The sequence below is a fragment of the bacterium genome (assembly GCA_024224155.1).
Classification (GTDB): domain Bacteria; phylum Acidobacteriota; class Thermoanaerobaculia; order Multivoradales; family JAHEKO01; genus CALZIK01.
In genome coordinates this window covers 1-3,250 of sequence record JAAENP010000251.1, presented here as the reverse complement: position 1 = coordinate 3,250, position 3,250 = coordinate 1, and the positions used below count along the sequence as shown (strand labels likewise).

At 66.1% G+C, this 3,250-nt stretch carries 3 protein-coding genes; 1 reads left to right on the top strand and 2 read right to left on the bottom strand.

Translation table 11 applies throughout. From position 1 onward, the window contains the following. The coding region (locus tag GY769_13210; GenBank protein ID MCP4202876.1) for a hypothetical protein at positions 1-490 on the bottom strand (490 nt) is incomplete at its 3' end. A gap of 71 nt (positions 491-561) precedes the next feature. Continuing rightward, positions 562-894 (bottom strand): hypothetical protein, encoded by a 333-nt coding sequence (locus tag GY769_13205; protein ID MCP4202875.1) that lies wholly within the window; start codon positions 892-894, stop codon positions 562-564. A 391-nt stretch (positions 895-1,285) separates the two neighbouring features. Between GY769_13205 and GY769_13200 the strand changes: the two genes are divergently transcribed. Beyond that, positions 1,286-2,932, top strand: coding sequence for an IS1182 family transposase (locus GY769_13200; GenBank protein MCP4202874.1), 1,647 nt, complete (start codon positions 1,286-1,288; stop codon positions 2,930-2,932). The last annotated feature ends 318 nt before the right edge of the window (positions 2,933-3,250 follow it).

Genomic DNA, 3,250 nt, shown 5'->3' with positions numbered 1-3,250 from the left:
TCTCCTGGCGGTCGAGGATGAAGCCCTTCTGCAGCGGCGTGGGCATCGGGAAGTCCTCGTCGCCGAGGTTGTCGAGCGCGTGGCCGGTGAACTGCGCCAGCGCCACCGGATCGGTGGGGATGGGGCCGCCGTCCTCGAAGATCTTGCCGGCGCCGCCCGGGCCGTAGAGGCCGTCCAGGCTGTCGCGCAGCTGGAGCATCTTCTCGCGCACTTCGGCGGTGGCGGCGTCGCGCTCCTGGCGCAGGTTGCGGTCGACCTGCAGCTCGTGGAGGTGCAGGTTGTCGGCCGTGGTCAGGTTCTTGCGGTTGTCGTCGAGGCGTTCGGCCAGGCCGAGCTGGAAGTCGAGCATCGTCAGCTCGCCGGCGTCAGCGGGCAGCCACGGACCGACGAGCTCGATCGCCGCCCGCGCCACCCGCTCCGCCTGTCGCCACGAGTGTCCGGCGAGCAGGCCGCAGAACTTGCGCAGCCGGGTCACCTTGATTCTGGGCATGGGTTCCTCCTTTCGGGAGGGGGCCGGGAGCCCGTCGGAGTCGAGGACGGGCTCCCGGCAAGGTGGAGTGGCTAGGCGATGGCGGTCAACGCGGCGGCCACGTCGAGATCCGCCTCGGTGACGCCGCTCTGGGGCGCGTTACCGAGCCGGACGGTGACGCCGGTGGCGTCGACGAAGGCGAACGGCTGTCGGCCGTGCTTCTCGATCGCCACGGCCACCCGGGTGAGGAAGGCCGCCGAAGCCGAGAAGCTCGACTGCGGGAAGTGGCGGGAGATGGCGTTTGGGGTCGGGTCGACCTGCCAATAGCCGATCTCGGTCTGCTTTTCCTGGAGGCGCTCGGGCGTGACCGGCAGCAGCCGGTCCTGAATCCTCTCCGGTTTGAGGTTCTGGGGTTCGTGCTTCACAGAGTCTTCTCCTGGCGAGGCTCCGCCACGGCGGGCGGAGCCCGCGGGTATGGCCGGGGGCGAGCGAGACGGGGTCGGCGCCTGAGTCGGCGCGACCGTCTGCGAGCTCGGCTTCCCCGGCGCCGGGTTGGGTGCGGCTTTGGCCGCGGGGGGAGCGCGTGTTCGAGGCGGTGTCGACAGGCCTCGGCGCTCCGACGAGGGCCGGCTGGATCCACGGCTCGGCCTGGAAAGCTTGCTGGCTAGGAGCGTGTTGCACATAGAAGCTCGAGAGCTTCTGTGCGCGACACGCTCCTAGAAGACTGGTGTCTTTTGTCGACTCCGTCGCCCCCATCTGTCGGTCGCCATGCGAGAATGACGCCGGCGGAGCTGAAATCAGCCATAGGAGCGAAGGATGAGCCTGGGCCTTGCCGATCGACAGCAGGATCTGCTGGATGATGTGAGTTGGTTCTGCGAGGAAGCGCTTCCGACGAACTCGATCTACTCGGTTCTGCACCGCGAGCGAGATCGGTTGTTCCCCGACGAGATTTTTGCGGATCTGTTCTCCCAGAAGGGACGACGTTCGGTTCCGCCTTCGGTCGTGGCCACCGTGATGGTGCTGCAGCGCCTGGGAGGGTTGTCGGACCGCGAGGCGGTGGAACGGTCCAGCTTCGATACTCGATGGCGGTACGCCGCGGGCGTGGGTGGCTACGGCGAGGACAAGTGGGGCAAGTTTGCGCACACCGTTCTGGTGGACATGCGGGCTCGTCTGGCGGCCTCTGAAGCTCCTCGCCGGATCTTCGAGGTGACGAAGGCTGTGGCTTCGGAGGCGGGTTTGGTGGGTATGAAGCGGGTGCTGGATTCGACGCCTTTATATGACGCGGTGGCGACGATGGACGCCCTGACGTTGATCCGTTCGGCGGTTCGCTCGCTGCTGAGGGTGGCCGATGAGGGGTTGGAAGGCGAGCTTCGCGACGTCCTGGCGAGCGGCGAGGACTACGCCACGAGCGCCAAGCCCCAGATCGACTGGGACGATGCGGATGCGCGCGAGCAACTCATCGACTCGCGGGTCCGCGACGCATTGGCCTGCCTGCTGGTCCTTGAGGGTCGCGCGTTGTGCGCCGAGGTCAAAGAGGCCGCTGAGCTGTTGGCCACCGTGGTCGGCCAAGATCTCGAGGAGACTGAGGACGGTACGTATCGCATCGCCCGCCGGGTGGCTAAGGATCGGGTGATTTCGACCGTAGATCCGGAGGCCCGCCACGGTCACAAGAGCGCGTCGCAGGGTTTCGATGGCTACAAGGGCCATCTGGCTTTGGAGCCCGACAGCGAGATCATTACTCAGACCGCGGTCACTGCGGGAAACGCGGGGGACGCCAGTGTTGCAGCCGATCTCATCGACGACCTTGTCGATAGCGAGGTCGCGTCCTCTGAGGCAGACGATGCCAGCGTCGGCTCCGAGCCGGAGCCCAGCTGCGCGTACGAGTCAGAACCCGAACCTCCGAAAGTCTACGGCGATGCGGCCTACGGCACCGGCGAGTTTCTGAACCATCTCGACCAGGAAGGCATCGAGTCCGGCTGCAAGACCCAGCCTCCGAGCAATCGCGACGGTCTGTTTCCGAAGAGTCACTTCCAGATCGACCTCGACACAGAAACCGTGACCTGTCCCGCCGAGTTCACCGTCCCGATGCGCCGCACGGCGGACGGCGGGGGGATCGCTAGCTTTGCCGGTGCGTGCGCCGAGTGTCCGTTGCGACCCGAGTGCACCCAGGCCGCACGTGGCCGCAGCATCCGAGTTGGACCTCATGAGAGGCACCTCGCTGAAGCTCGCCAACGGCAGCAGGATCCCGATTGGGCAGCCGACTACCGAGCCACCCGTCCCAAGGTCGAACGTAAGATCGGCCACCTGATGCGGCGCCGACATGGCGGACGTCGCTCACGGGTTCTCGGCCAAGCCAAAGTGGATGCTGACTTCAACCTCCTCGCCGCAGCCCACAATCTAGCGCGCCTCGCCGTGCTTGGGATCCAATGGACAACTCTCGGTTGGGTGGCGGAAATGGCCTAGATCGGGCGGCGGAACGGCCTGGAAACCGGATTTCGGCCTCTAAGAACCGGATGACCGTCCTAGAATCGCCAGATTCGACCGAACCGCGCCATGAACCCCGAACAGCGCACTAACCCAGCACGGAGCAACAATCGAAAGCCCGGCGCCGAAACCACCCTGGTGGCAGAGTCAGCTCCCCCAGACGGCCTTTTCACACCAGACTCCTAGGAGCCTGGTGTCTTTTGTTGAAGTCCAAACCCAGCGTCCACGTATCCGATTGGCTTCCCGTCCGATCGAGCGTCGGCCACTCGGCGGCAAGAGGCAGCAGCGCGGAGCGCG